This is a genomic window from Arsenophonus nasoniae DSM 15247, from assembly GCF_000429565.1.
Lineage (GTDB): Bacteria > Pseudomonadota > Gammaproteobacteria > Enterobacterales > Enterobacteriaceae > Arsenophonus > Arsenophonus nasoniae.
In genome coordinates this window covers 1-16,721 of record NZ_AUCC01000067.1, presented here as the reverse complement: position 1 = coordinate 16,721, position 16,721 = coordinate 1, and the positions used below count along the sequence as shown (strand labels likewise).

Below are 16,721 nucleotides of genomic sequence, written 5' to 3'. Positions count from 1 at the left end.
ATACGGGTAACTTTGCGCTGGAAGCTATCCGGTTGGCGGAAGCATGGGGATTTAAAGTCAAAACCATGAAGGGATTTACCTGGGTCAAGCTCAATAAGTTAGCCAAAGAGCGGATCTCCAAAGCTATCAAAAAAGCTGAGCTATCTGATGCTGATGACTTTCTGACATTACTCAATGCTGAAACACGCATGAATGGCGGTAACTACACCCGCAGTAATTCAGAAGATTGTTTAATTGCCATCAAGGGAAAAGGACTAGAACGCAAGGACGCTTCCATCAAACAAGTTATCTACGCCTGTCTCGGTGAACATAGCCAAAAACCAAAAGAAGTCCATTACCGATTAGAGAAGCTCTACGGTGATGTGAAGCGTATCGAACTTTTTGCTTGTGACAAAGTACAGGGCTGGGATCTATGGGGCAATGAAGCGCCTGAGAATAGTGTGAGTTTTTGAATGATATACATCTGAAAATGTACAGAGGTAAATATGTTTTACGAATGCGTACCAATCTCAAAATATTGTGAGTTATTTGGTGAATCAACCGAAGCAATAAATAAACGTTTGCAAAGGCAATTTTGGCAAGAAGGTGTGCAAGTCTTAAAAGTTGAAGGTTCAAAAGAGCGCTGGATTGATATTAGGGAGGTAAACAAATGGGCCAGAAAGAACAAAATAAATTGCCAAGAGGTATAACTATTCGTCAACATAAAAAAGGCGAAACCATAGTTTTAACTTTTACATATAAAGGGATTTTATGTAGAGAACCTCTTTCAGGGTTACAGGTAAATAATAAAAATATAAAGTACGCAGAAAGGCTATTAGGAGAAATACAGAATAATATAAAGCTTAATAATTTTAATTATGTTAAATATTTTCCTCATTCAAAAAAATTAATTTTATTTGGAATATCAACCAAGGAAAAGCGTGTTATCGATTATTTAAATGAATATATTATGATCTGTAAAAAAAGACAACTATCACCATCAACAATTAATGGGTATAAAAAATGTATTAATGCTTTAATGGAATTACATAACATACAAGTAAGATCGCTAACTCCAGCTGTAATAAAAAACTGGATACAGAGAAAAAATACAACATTGAAAACAATTAGAAATCAACTGTCGTTTCTTCGTAGTGCTATAGATGAGGCAATAACTGATGGACTTATCAATATAAATCCTGTTAGTCAAGTTACCGCAGCAAGATATCACTCAAACAATACAAGTAAAGAAAGTATATATGTTATTGATCCACTTTCCCCAAGCGAAGTGGAGCTTCTATTATCAGCAACAAAATACAAGCAATGGGAAAATTTATTCCAGTTTGCAATAAATACTGGATTACGTAGTTCCGAATTATGCGCTTTACGTTGGGATGATATCGATTTCGTTCAAAGATTAGCTTATATCTCATCTGCTAGTGTTGTAGGTATTATTAAGGGAACAAAAACTAAATCAGGGACAAGAAAAGTAGAATTAAATGATCAGGCAATTTTAGCTTTACAAAATCAGAAACCATTCACTTTTCTCAAGACAAAAGAAATATTTGAAGATCCAAAAACAAAAAAACCTTGGGCTGGAGCGGACGCGATTAGAAAGAAGGCATGGATGCCAACTTTAAGGAAAGCTGGAATTAGATATCGTAACCCTTATCAAACAAGACATACTTTTGCTACCAGACATATTAGCCAAGGTGCAAATTTATTTTGGCTAGCTGCGCAAATGGGACATAAGGGACCTGAAATGTTATTCAGACACTATGGATCATATCTAAAAGAATATGATGGCAATGCTACAAAAAGCGTAAAAGCATCAGCAAAAAAATGACTATGATACACCTACAAACAGACTATATAATGCACGTCAAATTCACTTACAATATATTTTTTATATAAAAACTTTTAATATCAATAAGATATATGATTTTACCCTCGGGTTCAACTCCCGCCAGCTCCACCAAATAAATCAAGGGGTTGCGTGAAAACGTAGCCCTTTTGCATTATATAATGCCCACTTTGTTTCCACTACTTATACTCAAATGGACACTACCAATCAACTCAATAGCATATTAAGCGCAACGGTTCTATCCATTTTGCTCATAAACATTATTGTTTTTTTAACTTTGTCTTTGTCGGGATATAATAAAATTTCTCTAAGCTGAGTATCTATTAATACAGTAGTCAAACAATGCTTTTTCGTACACTCATATCACTGTATATTAAAAGAAAGGGAGTAGGTCAACCAAACCTATCTGATCTTTTTCAGTGTAAAAAACTGACCGCCGAACCTGAGGACCTTTAATACTAACTGTCCCAGACCCTGAATGATGAGACGTCTTGTAGTAGGCGTTGTTCACTGTGGTTTTGGAAAAGCACAGACTGACAGCCTGCACTTTTTTCTGTAGCATCAATGATTTTTACCACTAAGCTATCTCTCGAGAGAACCTGTGCCATTTCCATTGTAACCACCACTACCGGATTTCTCGGAATTTCCGTTTTCCCAGAAACCACTTGCACCAGCACCGCTACCATAAGGGTTGCTGTAATATACAGAAACAGCTCTGTCTAAAAGGGATGAGGCCCCCTTGTCGTTACCGCCATCACCGGAGCGAGATCCGCCATCGTCTGCTGAACTGTGACTACTTCCATCCTTATCTGCCCAACCACCAGATACGTCGTCATACTGGTTACTTAAAATTTCTTTCATAATACATTTCCTTATGTTGATTTACCTGTTCCAATTACATTTATTCGCCCAGTAGTGTATCAGGTGAAAATATAAAAACTTTTTTGTGATTTCGATCACGGAATATAGTTTTGGATTTCTTCTGATTAAGGAGGGTATTCTGTATCTTGACTACTTAAACCCTAAAAGGGATGGTAAATTTCACGAACAATACTTACTAAAAGGTTATTTTTTCTCGCTGGAGAAAAAAGAGTCGGGAGCTGGGTAACTTTTACTGCCTGGGGATCCGCTTCAGATAAAAAATGTCTTTAACGGCGATCTTAAAGATAATACAAACAGTAGTGCTTGTTCAGAGGGTTGTTGGATAATATTTTCTGGTATTAGGTGGGACGATGAATAACTATATAATTTTTATTAAAGACAAAGAATCAAAAGTAATTACAGCGGATCTTGTGACGCGTGAGCTTTCCAAGGAAATGAAAAGCAAGGGATTTACTAAATATCCTTACACAATAGAAGCAAATAATGAAAAAGATGCTATTCAAAAACTAAAAAAGCAAGGTAGCGCGCATCTGAATGCCCTATCTCAATACTCAGGTAACATCCTTTTCTACTGTGCCGTTTTAGTTTTCAGTTTAGTGGTAGCGTTCATTTTCTCTCGCTGAGCATGGTTTTAGGGCTATACTTTTAACAGCAACCTAACCATATACTGAACTGGTTTTGCCGGATTCTAATTTGATTTTATTGTCAATACAGAACAGTTGTGGCTGTCTTTCTAAGTCAGTCTGCTCAGGTGCTGACACCTCGATCGCAAAAATTTATTAATATTAACATGAATACTTTAAAATCAATAAGTTAATAAAATCCAGTCGTATAAACCGCTGTCCCGCACTGTTTATAGGATGTATTCCCTATACTTTTTTAGGTATTTTAATTGACGGGCAGTGCATTAAGCGAGATCACCCTGTCTACTGATGAAATAGTAGTTTCTCTGTGGGCGATTATCACGCGCGTTATGTTTAACTCTTTTATTGCCTGGTTTACATAATTCTGGCTTTCTGACTTTGCACTAGTCTTTAGCGCCACTGAGACTAAAAGTATCTACTTCAGCTAATATTAGACCAGATTCACATTAAAATAATTGCTTACTACTCATCATTAAAATAATAAATTGATTTTCGATTAATATTTTCAATTTATCAGTTTTAAAAATTTCGCCATAAATAGAAAAAAAACATAGTAGTTAAAACATCTCCCCCCTAATACCAAATTACCCATGCACCACCAAAAACCCCCATAACCCACCCCACTAAATCCAATACAGAAATATATACCAAAAATAACAATAACCACCAAAACAATTAACATAAATGTTAATTTTATGTTAAAATTATAAGTGTGATATATATCATAATTTTTACCTATCTATCGGAGGATTAATTATGAAATCAACCATCAAAATTCTTATTCTTACTATGCTTTTGTCCGCTAACTTTTTTGCTTTAGCCGGTGACAAAACACCTAGCAACAGCACTGTAACAGATAGTGATGCAATCATTTTTAAAGATGATGATGATAAAGATACCATTGTCTTTAAGGATGATGATAAAGCCGTAGAGGCAAGTTGTAATTCTGCCACTAAAGAATATGGCGGCGAAGGCTGTATTGATGTTCGGATAGCAGAGTAAATTGCTTTGCTATGTGCTAGCAAAAAACTCATTTAAGATTAAATAATATTAAGCAATCTTTTAACAGAGATAAGGCAAAACTTATCTCTGTTTTAAGCGTTAATTGCTGGTAACCTAATGAGCTATCGCTATTTAACTTGTTGAGTACTATGTTCTATTTTTCGCTTGTAAAACTAGCCACACACCAAAATAGTAATGAAAATGTTAAAAATATAATTATTATCAATATTCATTTTTACTCTTTTAGGAGGATAGACGATGAAATGGCGATTGAAAATTTTTACCATTAGTTTGTTAGTCGGTTTTAGCTCACTTTCTTCGGCAAATAATAACGATAGTAGATTCATTTATACTACCGAAAATCAAAATGACGACTTAGTAGAGATAATAAACTTACAAGAAAATAAACACGACAAAATTAAAGACATATGTATGAAGAAATTTAATAATTCACCACAATGTGATAACCCCAAATTTATTAACCGCTTTGCCTTATTTTTAAAAAACTTTCCTGACAAGAAAGAGAACAATTAAACCAATGCAAAGGGGGAAAAAGCAAATTGGGTCAGTATTTGGCTAACTTTATTAATAGCGGTCGATATAATTTAAACCCACAAACATAAACAACCCCAATTGGGGTTGTTTATCTGACTAAATAAAACAACCAATCTTTATCTAACCTAAAGCGCTTTCACGCAGTTGTCTTTTCAACTTATGATATTCATCAATCACATATTGTTCAGCAGCTCGTTGATCGGCGATAGGCTCCAGCCGAACAGCGCTGAATTTAAACTCCGGTGTTTTAGTTATCGGGCTTAAATTTTCTGCCACCAATTCATTGCAAGCCCCAATCCACCACTGATAAGTCATATATACTGCACCTTTATTAGGACGCTCACTGACTTGCGCGCGGGTGATCACTTTCCCTTTCCGTGACTGGATCCAAACCAAGGTTTGATCTTCAATACCCAGTTTTTTAGCATCCGCCGTATTGATTTGTACATAACCCGGTTCATCGGCTAAAGCGGCCAATGCCGCACAGTTACCGGTCATCGAGCGGCAGGAGTAGTGCCCCACTTCACGCACGGTGGATAGTACCAGCGGATACTCTTCGTTGATGCGATCTAAGGGTGGTGCCCAGTCACAAGTAAAGAACTGCCCCAAGCCATTGGGTGTGGAAAAGGTTTTTTCAAACAGATAATCCGTTCCCTGATCATCATCAGATTCACTACGGCATGGCCATTGAATATAGCCTAGTTCACCCATTTTTTCATAAGTAGCACCATAGAAATCAGGACACAAACGCCGCAATTCATCCCAAATTTGTTGCGTATTGTTATAGTGCATCGGATAACCCATGCGAGTAGCAATTTCGCAAATAATTTGCCAGTCAGTTTTTAGATCCCATTTTGGTTCTACCGCTTTGAAAAAACGCTGAAAACCCCGATCTGCCGCAGTATAAACGCCTTCATGCTCGCCCCAAGAAGTCGCAGGCAGGATCACATCGGCCGCAGCAGCAGTTTTGGTCATAAAGATATCCTGTACAATGACCAATTCTAAATCAGCAAATGCTTTACGTACCGCAGGTAACTCAGCATCGGTTTGTAATGGATCTTCACCCATAATATAAGCAGCACGAACTTCGCCATGTTCTACCCGATGAGGTAACTCACTAATGCGATAACCCACATTTGCCGGTAGACTCTCAACACCCCAAGCTTCGGCAAATTTGTTACGATGTTCTGCTACATTAATATACTGATAACCGGGATAGGTGTCCGGCAATGCCCCCATATCACAGGCACCTTGCACATTGTTTTGCCCACGTACTGGATTGACACCGACACTGGGTTTGCCCAGATTACCCGTTAGCAGTGCCAGGCTGGTCAGTGAACGCACGGTTTCCACTCCTTGATAGAACTGGGTTACCCCCATGCCCCAGAGGATGGTGGCTCGTTCCGCTTGCGCATAAAGTCGCGCGGCCTGGCGAATATCCTGCGCGCTAACCCCCGTGATCGCTTCTACTGAATCTGGCGTATAACCGGCAACAATCTTACAATATTCGGCAAAACCTTCCGTTCGCGCAGCGACAAAGGCATGATCATAAAGATCTTCTTCAATGATGACATGTCCTATTGCATTCAATAACGCGATGTTAGAGCCGTTTTTTAAAGCTAAATGCATATCAGCGATACGGGCAGTTTCGATTTTGCGCGGATCGCAAACAATAATTTTGGCACCTTTTTGCTTGGCTTTGATCACCCGATTAGCCACAATAGGGTGAGAATCAGCTGGGTTATAACCAAAAACAAAAACTAAATCAGTATCTTCGATACCGACAATCGAATTACTCATTGCGCCATTTCCGACCGACTGGTGCAGACCTGCAACCGATGGGCCATGTCAGACGCGCGCGCAGCAATCAACATTATTGGTTCCGATAACCGCCCGGGCAAATTTTTGCATAATGTAATTGGTTTCATTGCCAGTGCCACGGGAGGAACCCGTTGTCATAATGGCATCCGGCCCATATTGGGCTTTAATTGCACCCAACTTGTTAGCCACATAGTTCAGTGCTTCATCCCATGAAACAGCCTCCAGCTTAGCGCCTCGTTGACGGCGGATCATCGGTGATTTCAAGCGCGGGGTAAGGATTTGGGTATCATTGATAAAATCCCAACCGTAATAACCTTTTAGGCATAAAGTACCTTGATTGGTTTTCCCCTGCGCCGCCTCCGCTTTGACAATTTTGCCTTTATCAACCATCAGGTTGATTTTGCAACCTGATGCACAGTAGGGGCAAACCGTGACGACTTTTTTCATCCGCATTACTCCTGTTAACTTCATAATTGGAAAAGGATTAAGCATTAAGATGCATGAAGCGTGCCACTCATACCAAAATGATTAACTAGCTGGAAAATAAAGAAAAAATATTAATTCTGACTGATAGTGTCATTCGTTCGACATAAATGACATGACAAACAAGTCACTAACAAACTACCGTTATGACAGCGTGAATAAAACTGCTGTTGTCACCGCAATGGATGGGTAATCTTTTGACGTTTAGCACCGGCGATTAAGAAAATTTTGCTGCGGCAATCAACGCTTGACCAAAAGCAATGGCGCCATCACCAGCAGGTAAATTCATTGGTAACAATAGTTGAAAATCAGTTAACCAAAACTGTAGCCGTTGACGCAGTAAGCGATTATGCAATACACCGCCACTACAAACAATGGTGGTGATTTTTCGCAACAGCGCATGATAGGTGGCCAGTTCAGCCAATCCTCTAGCTAACGCGTCGTGAAAGGCCCAGGCGCGCCAAGCATCGGGTGCCTGCCAATCGAGCCATTGTTGCCAAAATGTCATCATATCTAATTGGTTATCTTTAACCGGTAGCGTTACTGGGTGGTTGATATGATTGACGGTTAGCGCCAAAGCCTCTAATCTGCTAGCGGCTTCGCCTTGATAACTTTGTTGCGCCGGCGCATAGCCAAGCGCTGTCGCAATCGCGTCAAATAAGCGTCCGGCAGAAGAAGCAAGTGGTGCGTTAATGCCTCGTTCTATCGCTCGTGCTAATGGCTGCCAGGGTTTATCTGCCAATATTTTGGCTTCCGAACGCATTTGCCAGTCTGGTACAAATGCTAGCCACTGGGCCAATAAATTCCGCCAGGGCTAGCGTGCAGCCAAATCACCCCCTGGCAACGCTACTGCAGGCAATCCCGCCAATTTTTCACATTCATTATAATTGACACGCAAACATTCCCCACCCCATAGCTGATCATCATCTCCCCAACCAATACCATCGAGGATCAATGCAATAACATCGCCTGCATGCCTTGGCCAAAGATGCTCAGCCAAACAGGCGACAGCATGGGCATGATGATGCTGCACTGTGACTATCGGCAAAGACATTTGCTGCGCCAGTTGTCGTGTACGATAGGCCGGATGTTTATCAGTCACGATTTTTTGTGGCGTGAACTGCCAAATCTGCTGCATCCTGGTCACGACCTGCCACCACTGAGCTTCAATATTTTGCTCATTGAGATCGCCCAGATGCTGACTGAGAATCGCCTGTTGATCCCTGATCAGACAGAAAGTATTTTTTAGATCGGCACCTAAGCATAACAACGGGGGTACTTTGCTAAAACCGGGCGGTAAAGGCAAGCTGTCGGGCACAAAACCTCTGGCTCGACGTAGCATTTCACCCGAGACGCGCATAACGGAATCATCCATCCGCTGTAAAATATCCCGATTGTGTAATAGCCAGCCGTCCGCAATATCAACTAGGTCAGTCAATGCTTGTTCATTATTCAATGCCGGCGGACAACCACTGAGATTGCCTGAAGTCATCACTAAGGGACGCGCGACAGTCTGTATTAATAGATGTTGTAACGGATTTGCCGCCAGCATGACACCGACCTCGTTAAGCTGTGGTGCGATCTCATCAACTAACGATAGCCATTGTTTATCCACTAATACAATTGGCGCCGCAGGTAACTGCAAAAGTGACTGAGCCTGTTTAGGCAGAAGGCTGGCCATTGCATCAGTGATCATCACAGCTAAGGGTTTTGACGGTCGCTGTTTACGCTGACGCAAACGCTTTACTGCTATTGGATTATTAGCATCACAAGCCAGATGGAAACCACCTATCCCTTTAATCGCTATAATTTTACCCTTTTGCAATGCGTTAATGGCGGCCTGAATTGCCGCCTCTTTTTCTTGTCGCTCATTTTCTGCCAGCCAGAGCACCTGCGGCCCACAATCAGCACAAGCAATAGGTTGGGCATGGAAACGCCTGTCAGCAGGATCACGATATTCTGCTGCACAAGGCGCACATAGCGGAAAAGCCGCCATAACGGTAAACGGACGATCATAGGGTATCGCGCGAATAATGGTAAAACGCGGCCCACAGTGAGTACAATTAATGAATGGGTAGCGATAGCGACGTTGGTTTGGATCATTCATTTCTCGCAAACATGCCTGGCAAGTAGCTGCATCAGGAGCAACTTGGGTTGCCATCGTTGCTGGCACGCTATGCTGAATAGTGAAATCCTGCGGCAATTGACGCCAGTGCCAGGGAAATTGCTGCACTTGATCAATACGAGCCAGTGGCGGGCAATCGATTGGCAATTGAGCAAGTAACCTGCTGGCATCGCCAACAATACGCACAACTACACCGGCACCGTCGTTATAAACATCCCCTTTAAGGGCTAGTCGTTGCGCCAATTGCCAAATCCAGGGCCGAAATCCGACCCCTTGAACTTTGCCATAGATCCGCAATAAGGTACCATTTTCACTTATCATGTTGGTTAATGCCGCGCTGACTAGTTAGAAAATTTGATTAGCTATACCATTTAACGCTGCCCGCCGGCGCTTCTCAAAATTGAGTTGTTCCAGTTTGTTACGATCAACACACATAATTGCGTTGGTAGGACAAGCCTGAATACAAGCCGGCCCTTCCGCGCGATGATGGCAAAGATCACATTTATTTGCCTCAGCCTTCTCGACGACAAGATTCAACCCAGCCCCACTATTGCGTACGACTGGCCGTGAAACCACTTCCATCGCACCATAAGGACAAGCAACAACACAAGTTTTACAGCCAATACAACGCGCTTGATGAACGTGGACAAAATCGCTTTCACGAGTAATCGCACCATTAGGACAAACGTTGGCACAGGGCGCATCTTCACATTGGCGGCAGGTCGTGGCGGTTGAGACACTAACCCCTTTAATAACATGGATACGTGGCAAGAAAGTCTTCGGTGTGAGTGAAGCACAGTCCTGGGTTTCCTGATGAGATACCACACAAGCCACTTCGCAGGTACGACAACCAATACATTTATTGGCATTAGTAATAATGAAACAATTCATTCACTTCTCCAGCAATGACAGTCAATAGCGAAATATATTCATAAACTGTGCCAATTTTAAGTTAACAAAAAATTGGCACGTGCCTGTCATTATCACGATTGACAATGACAAATATTGGCGCAATACAGTTAGATCGTATGAGTAGAATAAAATGCGGGCCTGAAACCAGAAAATTGCGTTAGCCAAGCCCATTTTTGCTACTCAATGCGATGCAATATTTATAGTGGCCGGAACTGCCTTAGCTGCTGATTATCAGCCAGACTGGCATAAACTGTTTCAACGGCTATTTTTACCGCTGCCGTCATCGGGTAATAGAAGCCGACAATATCTGGCTGAATACCTAAGAAAATCACCTCGTTAGTATCCTCTTTTAGCTGCTCAATAAGATAATTAAGTGGCATATTATGGGTCGACATAATAAACATATCAGCGATATCTTGTGGATCGATCAGCCGAATTTCACCCGCCGCCAGTCCCATATCAGTCGCATCAACAATCAACAAACGATTTGGCTGTAATTCGCGAATAACCCCGATATCATTTTCTGGCGCACTACCGCCATCAATGACTATCCATGCCCCTTGGGGTGTATTACGACACATCTCTGCCAGCAATGGCCCTGCGCCGTCATCACCCATCATACTATTGCCGACACAGAGTAAGACATCAGCCACGCTCCCTCCTTACCATCAAATAGATAGCACTCTCTTGGTGAATATTAGCTAGCATGTTCCGCATCTGCTGGCTCCAACTTTGCTGTTGGTTAGTCTGTTTGCTTAGCGCCGCGCTAAAAGCCTTTGCCAGCATTGCCACATGGCTATTATCAATAACAATTTCGCCATAACGAGCAACACCCGCCATTTTTCGCTGCGCTTCACTTCCTGCTTCGAGAGTAGCAATCCAGAGCTGATATTCTGGCCAGGGACAGCTAAGTACAGCTTGTAAACAATCTATCACGCCTAAATGGTGACCAATGGCAAGTCCATAATAGATAACTTGCTGTGCCTACGGTGGCGTGCCCTCATTTTCATCAATAAATTTACGGCTTAGCTGACTGAACACCACCTTATCACTCATTTAATCCGCTCCTGCTCAACAATTTGGCTAAGATTGGCAACAATTTCATTTAAGCGCGGATCATTTTCGTCAGCCAACCATTGCGCCACGCAATCTTCACCCTGCATGAGATAATTGATAAAATTGTCAGCAATCTGACGACCATAGCGATAGCCAGCTAAACGTCGGGCAGCACGATCGATACGGACTCGCAACGGTTGTAACATATCTGAATGGAGAATTTCTGCCGGTTGATTATCCTCTTCAAAGGGTTCACGCAGATGAATTTTTTGCTCCAGCAAGCCTAAAGCCATGGCAAAACCATATAAGGTCGCAGCCGGTGTCGGTGGACAGCCAGGAATATAAACATCGACAGGCACGATCTTATCCGTGCCGCCCCAAACACAATACAGATCGTGAAAAATGCCACCTGAATTACCACATGCGCCATAGGATATGGCAATTTTGGGATCAGGAGCTGAATGCCAGGCGCGTAATGCTGGCGTCCGCATTGCGCGCGTAACCGCCCCAGTAAACAGCAATATATCAGCGTGACGTGGGGAAGGAACGACTTTAATGCCAAAACGCTCGGCATCAAACATGGGAGAAAGGGTGGCAAAAATTTCAATTTCACAGCCATTACAACCGCCACAGTCAACCCGATAAACATAAGCAGAGCGTTTAATTTTCTTCAACAATAATGCTTTCATACTTGCGATAGACTCTTCTATTGCTACCGGTACCGGCATACCTTGCTGATCACGCGATGCCAAAAACTGGCTCATCAAATAGTCTCCTTCATTTCACGGCTTAAATCGATTTTATCTGCCGGAGTCAATCCCTGTAAGCGTTTGCAATTAGGGCAAGTTTCAAAGCTTTCTCGATGGTGTTCAGCGCGTTGATCGCCATTATGTTTCAGTATCTCGATAACATAGTTGATCGCTTTTTTAACTGCCAAAGGACGCTGACATACCCGGCAATAACAGATAGCAAATCGTGCCTGCTGGCAAAGATCTTCTTTCCGCCATACTGCTAGTTCATATTCCTGTGACAAACGAATGGCCGCCGTTGGACAAACCTCTTCACAACGACCACAGAAAATGCAACGACCAAGGTTCAATTGCCAGAACAGTTGGCCTTTTGGCAAATCAATTTCGGCGGTCAGTGCATTAGATGGACAAGCGTTGACGCATGCCCCACAACCGATACATTGTTGCGGATTATGTTGCGGTTTACCGCGAAAGTTTTTATCCACTTTAATTGGCGTCAGTGGATAATCTTCGGTAACTATCCCAGTTTTTAAAGCTTTCTTAATAAAATTAAACATGATAACTCCAGTTGGCTTTTACTGACTGTACGCAACTGACGAAAGAGATTGCGCTAGTTAGCCATAAACGGCTTGCCATAACCCTAATACGTTCAGGGGTAAACCGCCGCCGCAAAAGCAAAAGTTATTTCAGCGGTGAATTCTTACGTTCAATGCTGTAACGTTCTAGTTCTTTATAAGGCACCACTTGACTCTTTTTCTTACGCACGTCGACAACAGTCATACGATCAGTACAGGAATAACACGGATCAAGACTGCCAATTATCAGTGGGGCATCAGACACAGTATTGCCACGTAGCATATAGCGCAGTGTCGGCCAATTGGCATAAGTTGCCGCCCGACAGCGCCAACGCCATAGTTTTTGATTGTCGCCGGTCATACTCCAGTGAATATCATCGCCGCGGGGTGCTTCAGTAAAACCTAAAGCAAAACGGTGCGGAATATAGGTAAATCCTTCTACCATTAATGCACCACCAGGTAGATTATCTAAACCAAAATCGATCATATTGAGTGAGGTAAAGACTTCGTTGATACGAACTTTAAGGCGAGCAAGTACATCGCATTCCTGTTCACTATGCACCTCTAGCGGTAGTAAACCATAACCGATAAAAGGATGATCCCTGCGCGTATAACGCGCATGGCCACTGGCGCGTACCATAGGGCCAACATTACTAAAATCGCGCGCGACTTGCGGATCTAAACGTCCGATGCCGACGGTACGTTGCTCAATATTGGGGGTCGTTAATAATATCTCTACTAGTTCTTGCACTTCACGCCGCATCTGCTGGGCCAATTGGCGGTTTTTTTTCATGTCATCTTTCAGCAGATCACGGCGAATACCGCCAATTAGATTAAGTCCATAGGTTTTACGTGCCCCGGTCAGGATTTCAGCCATCTTCATCGAAGATTCACGTACCCGAAAAAATTGCATAAAACCTGAATCAAAGCCAACAAAATGGCAGGCTAAGCCTAAGTTAAGCAAATGGGAATGCAACCGCTCGATCTCCAGCAATATGGCGCGGATCATCTGAGCTCGCTCTGGAACCACAATTCCCATTGCATTTTCAATAGAGGTGGCATAAGCCGTACTGTGAGCAAAACCACAAATACCACAGACCCGATCAGACAAAAATGTCACTTCGTTATAACCCATCCGTGTTTCCGCCAGTTTTTCCATCCCACGGTGGACATAAAACAGACGATAATCAGCGTCAATAATATTTTCGCCGTCAACAAATAAACGAAAATGCCCAGGTTCATCAGAAGTGACGTGTAATGGGCCAATGGGCAGCACATTATTTTTCTTATTACCCAACTCATTAATGAATTGGTAAGTTTCACTGTCAGTGGTCGGTGCAGGACGCTGACGATAATCCATACTATCCTCACGCAATGGATAGAGATCATCCGGCCAGTCATCAGGTAATACCAGACGACGCTCATCGGGCAAACCAACGGGGATCAAACCGTACATATCGCGGACTTCACGTTCACCCCATACTGCTGCCGGAACGCGTGGTGTCACCGATGGAAACTCGGGTTTATCGGCATCCACCTCAACCCGAACAGTGAGCCAACATTTGCTTCCCTGCTCCATAGAAAGTACATAATAAACCGCGTAGTGACCGCATAATTTGCGTTCATCATTACCGAATAATACCGATAACCAGCCGCCTTGCTGGTAGTAAAGATAGGCTATCACATCAGGTAATGCGTTGATTTTTATCGTAATGGTTAATTGATCTTTAGTCTGCCAACCTTCCTCCAACACAACGCCGGGAAATGCCTGGCACAAAGCCGTAAGATAATGTTGACCTAATTTTTCTTCAGACATGGTAATTCTCTAAAATCCTATCGCTAACAAAGAGACGAAAGCTAAAAAGGCAAAGCCAAAACCGAACCAGGTAACTTGTGATGTGGCTAAAAAACGTAACCGCGCCATGCTATTTTCCAACAACGCAATCACCAATATTCCGGCCAACAGTTTTATCAACGCCACCACCAGTGCCAGTAGCAAACCTGCTATCGACATATGCTCAATTTGTCCCCACGGTATAAATACGCCAACAAACAGCTGCAATATCACTAGCTGTTTCAGGCTAATGCCCCATTTTAACAACGCGAAACTGGCACCACTGTACTCAGAAAGCGGCCCTTCCTGTAGCTCTTGCTCAGCCTCGGCAAGATCAAACGGTAACTTAGCCATTTCAATAAACGTGGCAAAAGCACAGGCGCAAAATGCCAGCACTAAAGGTATGCTTTGTTCTACTGGCCAATGGTAAATCGCCGCGGTGATTAAACTGATGTGGGTTGAACCTGCCAGTTGGGCAACCACCCACAAGCTCAATAGTAAAATTGGCTCAACTAATACCCCAAACATCGCTTCACGGCTGGCACCAATCCCCGTGAATGGACTACCGGTATCCAGACCGGCCACCGCAAAAAAGAAACGGCCGATAGCAAACAGGTAAATTAATGTGATCAGATCACCCACCGCAGGTAATGGTGATGCTATTGTCACCACGGGCAGTGCGGTCGCGATGGTAAGCATTACTCCGATCATTAAAAATGGCATAAGTCGAAATAGCCAACCTGATGCTGTCGGTGCGATACTTTGGCGACCAAGTAACTTAATGAGATCCCGATACTCCTGTAACACTCCGGGCCCTTTGCGGTTATGTAGACGAGCACGCGCCATTCGACTGACACCGGATAGTAGTGGCGCTAACGCAAATAGCACTAAAGCCTGCACAAGGGCAAAAAACAGCGAATTCATATTAGGCTCCCTAAGAAATCACAACCACCAGCAGTACCGCTAGTTCGATAAAAGCCACACGACGAAACAACACAGGCAGGCTAGCTGTTTGCCAACCGGGTAACAACGACGCTGGGTTGAGTATCCGTCCTAATTTAAATACCAAAGCAAACATCACTTTTACCGGTTGGGCAAAACCGGATGCAGTGATACTCATCGCCTGTTCATATTGATAACCACAAACCCACGCCGAACCACGAGAGTGAAATGGCAAACGTCCATCTTTGCAAATAATTAATAGAACAACCGGCAATAGCGTTGCCGCAATCAACAATAGCGTGATCATCGGCTGCGACACCATTGTTTGATTAGTCACTAACGGTAGGGGAACGGCGTAGCTGAGCAATGGCATAATCCAAGGCGCAGCTACCCCACCGACAACGCAACAAAATGCTAATGCAACGAGCGAAATATTCATTAACCAGGGGGCAGGATAGGCTTTTTCAGCTGCTTGCGTGCGAGGCGCACCACAAAACATAACGCCATACACTTTTGCCATACACATCACCGCTAAGGCGCCGGTAATGGCAAGCCCCGTCGCTAATAACGGCCCTAGCAAACGGCTGATAAACGCTGGCTGTTCACCCAGGCGGAAAAAGGATTGATAAATAATCCACTCGCCGGCAAAACCGTTGAGAGGAGGGAGCGCTGCCATTGACATTAAACCAACCAGCATCGCCAACGCGAGAAGCGGCATACGTTTACCAATGCCACCCAATTTTTCAATATCCAGATAACCAGTACGGAACCATACTGCTCCCGCACCAAGCAGTAACGTAGTTTTAAATAGGCTATGGCTAAATAGATGATATAATCCCCCGACCATGCCAAGTGCTATCAAAAGGGGGTCATGCAGGGAGACACCAACAAGTCCGGCTCCAAGCCCTAACAGTATGATGCCGATATTCTCAAGGCTGTGATAAGCCAGTAATCGGTTAATATTGTGCTCCATTAATGCATAAAGTCCACCAACAAATGCCGTGACCATACCCAGCAATAACACCACAATTGCCCACCATAATGGTAATGTCGCATTGAGTAATGAAAGTAGCAAAATGCCATACACACCCACTTTCAATACCACAGTAGAAAATAGCGCTGCCGCTGGCGCAGTAGCATTGTCACCGATCATGCAAAACTGATCCACTAACGATCATCTAAAACTGATCCACTTGGTATTATTCGCACATTTTTGTACGGATAATTTATGTTAACCAAGGAGATATTTGTGGATATTCATGTTCGCTTTGCACAAGGACAAAGCCTTCGAAAAATTG

The 16,721-nt window shown here is 43.0% G+C and carries 14 protein-coding genes and 3 pseudogenes; 6 read left to right on the top strand and 11 right to left on the bottom strand.

Going from position 1 to position 16,721, the window contains the following annotated elements; translation table 11 throughout:
- From G468_RS20880 to G468_RS0112700, 3 genes are all read left to right on the top strand, one after another.
- Positions 1–452: MT-A70 family methyltransferase (locus G468_RS20880; RefSeq protein ID WP_034249927.1), on the top strand; the 452-nt coding region annotated here is incomplete at its 5' end.
- A 33-nt stretch (positions 453–485) separates the two neighbouring features.
- Positions 486–689 carry a hypothetical protein gene (locus tag G468_RS0112705; RefSeq protein WP_026823442.1) on the top strand — a complete coding sequence of 68 codons (204 nt, stop codon included), beginning with the start codon at positions 486–488 and terminating at the stop codon, positions 687–689.
- The gene (locus tag G468_RS0112700; RefSeq protein ID WP_026823441.1) at positions 650–1,825 is read left to right on the top strand and encodes a site-specific integrase; all 1,176 of its coding nucleotides are present in this window, start codon (positions 650–652) and stop codon (positions 1,823–1,825) included. Before G468_RS0112705 ends, G468_RS0112700 begins: the two co-directional genes overlap by 40 nt.
- A gap of 600 nt (positions 1,826–2,425) precedes the next feature.
- Here G468_RS0112700 and G468_RS0112695 read toward each other — a convergent pair.
- The gene (locus tag G468_RS0112695; RefSeq protein WP_026823440.1) at positions 2,426–2,704 is read right to left on the bottom strand and encodes a hypothetical protein; all 279 of its coding nucleotides are present in this window, start codon (positions 2,702–2,704) and stop codon (positions 2,426–2,428) included.
- A gap of 371 nt (positions 2,705–3,075) precedes the next feature.
- Between G468_RS0112695 and G468_RS0112690 the strand changes: the two genes are divergently transcribed.
- From G468_RS0112690 to G468_RS0112680, 3 genes are all read left to right on the top strand, one after another.
- Entirely contained in the window at positions 3,076–3,348 is a 273-nt protein-coding gene (locus G468_RS0112690; RefSeq protein WP_026823439.1) for a hypothetical protein, read from the top strand.
- A gap of 777 nt (positions 3,349–4,125) precedes the next feature.
- Positions 4,126–4,371, top strand: coding sequence for a hypothetical protein (locus G468_RS0112685; RefSeq protein WP_026823438.1), 246 nt, complete (start codon positions 4,126–4,128; stop codon positions 4,369–4,371).
- A gap of 258 nt (positions 4,372–4,629) precedes the next feature.
- Positions 4,630–4,905, top strand: a complete 276-nt coding sequence (locus G468_RS0112680; RefSeq protein ID WP_026823437.1) for a hypothetical protein — start codon at positions 4,630–4,632, stop codon at positions 4,903–4,905.
- A 141-nt stretch (positions 4,906–5,046) separates the two neighbouring features.
- On the opposite strand, the gene fdhF is transcribed toward G468_RS0112680, so the two are convergent.
- From fdhF to G468_RS20860, 10 genes and pseudogenes are all read right to left on the bottom strand, one after another.
- Positions 5,047–7,194, bottom strand: a complete 2,148-nt coding sequence (gene fdhF / locus G468_RS0112675) for a formate dehydrogenase subunit alpha (protein ID WP_081700678.1) — start codon at positions 7,192–7,194, stop codon at positions 5,047–5,049.
- 253 nt (positions 7,195–7,447) lie between these two features.
- A pseudogene (gene hypF, locus G468_RS20875) lies at positions 7,448–9,676 on the bottom strand (carbamoyltransferase HypF).
- Positions 9,677–9,700: 24 nt separating this feature from the next.
- Complete coding sequence (gene hydN, locus G468_RS0112660; protein WP_026823434.1) at positions 9,701–10,246, bottom strand: electron transport protein HydN; 546 nt, start codon at positions 10,244–10,246, stop codon at positions 9,701–9,703.
- Positions 10,247–10,464: 218 nt separating this feature from the next.
- On the bottom strand, positions 10,465–10,920 hold the full coding sequence (hycI, locus tag G468_RS20870; protein WP_051297089.1) for a hydrogenase maturation peptidase HycI: 456 nt from the start codon (positions 10,918–10,920) through the stop codon (positions 10,465–10,467).
- A pseudogene (locus tag G468_RS20865) lies at positions 10,913–11,323 on the bottom strand (formate hydrogenlyase maturation HycH family protein). The gene hycI and the pseudogene G468_RS20865 overlap by 8 nt, the downstream one beginning before the upstream one ends.
- Complete coding sequence (locus G468_RS0112645; RefSeq protein ID WP_026823433.1) at positions 11,320–12,087, bottom strand: NADH-quinone oxidoreductase subunit B family protein; 768 nt, start codon at positions 12,085–12,087, stop codon at positions 11,320–11,322. The pseudogene G468_RS20865 and the gene G468_RS0112645 overlap by 4 nt, the downstream one beginning before the upstream one ends.
- Positions 12,087–12,629: a formate hydrogenlyase complex iron-sulfur subunit gene (locus G468_RS0112640; RefSeq protein ID WP_026823432.1), complete on the bottom strand. Its 543-nt coding sequence runs from the start codon at positions 12,627–12,629 to the stop codon at positions 12,087–12,089. The genes G468_RS0112645 and G468_RS0112640 overlap by 1 nt, the downstream gene beginning before the upstream one ends.
- A 124-nt stretch (positions 12,630–12,753) precedes the next feature.
- The gene (locus G468_RS0112635) at positions 12,754–14,463 is read right to left on the bottom strand and encodes a hydrogenase large subunit (protein ID WP_026823431.1); all 1,710 of its coding nucleotides are present in this window, start codon (positions 14,461–14,463) and stop codon (positions 12,754–12,756) included.
- Between the two features lie 9 nt (positions 14,464–14,472).
- Positions 14,473–15,405, bottom strand: a complete 933-nt coding sequence (locus G468_RS0112630; protein WP_026823430.1) for a respiratory chain complex I subunit 1 family protein — start codon at positions 15,403–15,405, stop codon at positions 14,473–14,475.
- A 10-nt stretch (positions 15,406–15,415) separates the two neighbouring features.
- Positions 15,416–16,564, bottom strand: a pseudogene (locus G468_RS20860) (proton-conducting transporter transmembrane domain-containing protein); the annotation flags it as partial.
- Positions 16,565–16,721 lie beyond the last annotated feature (157 nt).